A 2,346-nucleotide genomic window follows, 5' to 3' on the forward strand; every position below is an offset into this window, starting at 1 on the left:
GCTTTTGTTGTTGATGGAGCGCAGCCTTGATCAACAAGTCTTGGTCAGTATCACGAAGATGAGCATATTTGAATTTGATTTCGAAGCCTGAATCTTTAGGTTCGCTAGCGAAGACCTCCGCGTAGCAATAGATAGCGGCGGCAGGGTGCTCGATAAAGAGCTTTGCTTTAACTAAGCGACCCGCTTCGATATCTGTTTTGGAAAAACACGAGAACTGACTCGCGCCAAATGAATACGTATGGGTACGAAATTGTTCATCATCTTGTTGCGATAACATAAAGCTCAACAAGAGGTTTAATTTAGAGTTCTGTGCATCCAATAAACTGATGACATTCTTCAAGTCGCTGTTTTTCAGTTCGTTGCGAGCACTGTCAGCTAATAGATCCAATTGGCTAAATTCACTTGCCACTACAAAAGGGGCAGGGATCTCCGATTCGAACTGAATCTGAGAAGGTAAAGCGAAGTTACTGTCCATTGGCTCAATATTAGCGGTAAGGCTGTGGTGAACGGTAAAAAACTCTTGTTCTGTCATGCGTTAGTTCCTTGAAGTGATCTATTGATTATCGCTATGTGGCCGCAGTAATCAAGGTCAGTTAATTGAAAGTCTCAAATAGTTGTTTGAAAGTTAGCTATTTGACAAGGTTCTGTTTTTCAAGCCTAACTAATTGAGTTAATTCACTCTATATTTTCAATTAACCCCTACACAGTAACGGCAATACCCGTTACATTAACCCGCATCTCCTTTAGATGGTTCAAAGTATGTTTCATCCTATTTCATTGTTTGTTGGCCTGCGTTATTTGAAAGGCCGTTCCGGTGATCGCTTTAGCCGTTTTGTTTCTTATATGTCGACAGCCGGAATTACCATTGGTGTGCTGTCTCTGGTTACTGTTTTGTCGGTAATGAATGGATTCGAAGCGCAGTTAAAAGACCGAATTCTTGGTGTCCTTCCTCAAGCCGTCGTTTACGAGCAAGGAGGCACAACGTCACTTTCTGCTCAAGCACCTAGCTTTGCGGAGCAAATGTCGCTCAATGGCCACGTAGAACCTATTGTTCGCAGTGAAGCGGTGATCCAAAGTCCTGCTCAGTTATCTGCGGGCTTGTTAATCGGTATTGAGCCAAATTCAGATGACCCTCTTCAGAATCATTTAATTGCTGGCAGACTGTCTTCACTCAAAGCTGGTCAGTATCAGCTTTTCCTTGGTCATACCTTGGCAAGAAACTTGAAAGTGTCTATGGGCGACAAAGTTCGCTTAATGGTCACCAGTGCCAGCCAATACACACCGTTAGGGCGCATACCTAGCCAACGAAATTTTACCGTAGCTGGCATTTTTAACACGGGTTCGGATATCGATGCTCAATTGATGGTGACAGATATCAACGATGCTGGGCGTTTGATGCGCTATAAATCAGACACCATTTCAGGCTGGCGACTGTTTTTTGATGACCCATTTGAAGTGGCAGAACTATCAAACCAACCGCTACCGGAAGGTTGGGTGTGGAGCGATTGGCGAGACCAACGTGGCGAGCTATTCCAAGCCGTTCGAATGGAAAAAAACATGATGGGTTTGATGCTTGGGCTGATCATTGGTGTTGCTGCGTTTAACATTATTTCTGCGCTTATTATGGTGGTGATGGAGAAACTGTCCGAAGTCGCCATCTTAAAAACCCAAGGTATGCGTGATGGTCAAGTCATGGGGATCTTTATGGTTCAAGGTGCAAGCAGTGGTGTGATCGGCGCATTATCTGGTGGCATCCTGGGCGTGATTTTAGCTTCGAACCTCAATACTATTTTAGAGGCGATGGGTGTTGCTCTGTTTTCATTTGGTGGACAGTTGCCAATATTGATTAATCCAATCCAAATTGCGGTTGTTGTGGTTCTGGCTATTGCACTTAGCTTGATTGCCACTGTATTCCCTTCTTATCGTGCATCGTCTGTAAAACCTGCTGAGGCCCTTCGTTATGAGTAATTTCCTTCAATGTAATGATATCCGTAAAACGTACCGTGAAGGCTCGTTAGATACTGAGGTTCTCAAGGGCGTCAGCTTTGAAATCGAAAAGGGTGAGCTAGTCGCTATCATTGGTACCTCTGGTTCCGGTAAAAGTACGTTATTGCATATTTTAGGGGCACTGGATGATGCGTCTGATGGCAGCGTAAGCTTTCTCGGACAAGACTTAGCGTCTTTGAGTTCGAATAAGCAGGCCAAGCTTCGCAACCAGCATCTTGGCTTTGTGTATCAATTCCATCATCTTCTTTCTGATTTCTCAGCGTTAGAAAACGTAGCAATGCCGTTGTTGATAGGTGGAGAGAAGCCAGCGAAAGCTAAACAAGAAGCACAGTTGTTACT

At 44.2% G+C, this 2,346-nt stretch carries 3 protein-coding genes; 2 read left to right on the top strand and 1 reads right to left on the bottom strand.

Going from position 1 to position 2,346, the window contains the following annotated elements:
* Positions 1–532: PilZ domain-containing protein (locus AB4496_RS11980; RefSeq protein ID WP_372131028.1), on the bottom strand; the 532-nt coding region annotated here is incomplete at its 3' end.
* Positions 533–759: 227 nt separating this feature from the next.
* Between AB4496_RS11980 and lolC the strand changes: the two genes are divergently transcribed.
* Both lolC and AB4496_RS11990 read left to right on the top strand, forming a co-directional pair.
* Positions 760–1,968, top strand: a complete 1,209-nt coding sequence (gene lolC / locus AB4496_RS11985; RefSeq protein ID WP_170962710.1) for a lipoprotein-releasing ABC transporter permease subunit LolC — start codon at positions 760–762, stop codon at positions 1,966–1,968.
* On the top strand, positions 1,961–2,346 hold a 386-nt coding region (locus tag AB4496_RS11990; protein ID WP_372131030.1), incomplete at its 3' end, for an ATP-binding cassette domain-containing protein. The genes lolC and AB4496_RS11990, both read left to right, overlap by 8 nt.

Source organism: Vibrio sp. 10N.222.46.A1 (assembly GCF_041473595.1).
Classification (GTDB): Bacteria; Pseudomonadota; Gammaproteobacteria; order Enterobacterales; family Vibrionaceae; genus Vibrio; species Vibrio tasmaniensis_A.

Excerpts from the sequence above, each read along its gene's own strand:
- lolC (WP_170962710.1), top strand. The coding sequence starts at position 760 with ATGTTTCATCCTATTTCATTGTTTGTTGGCCTGCGTTATTTGAAAGGC.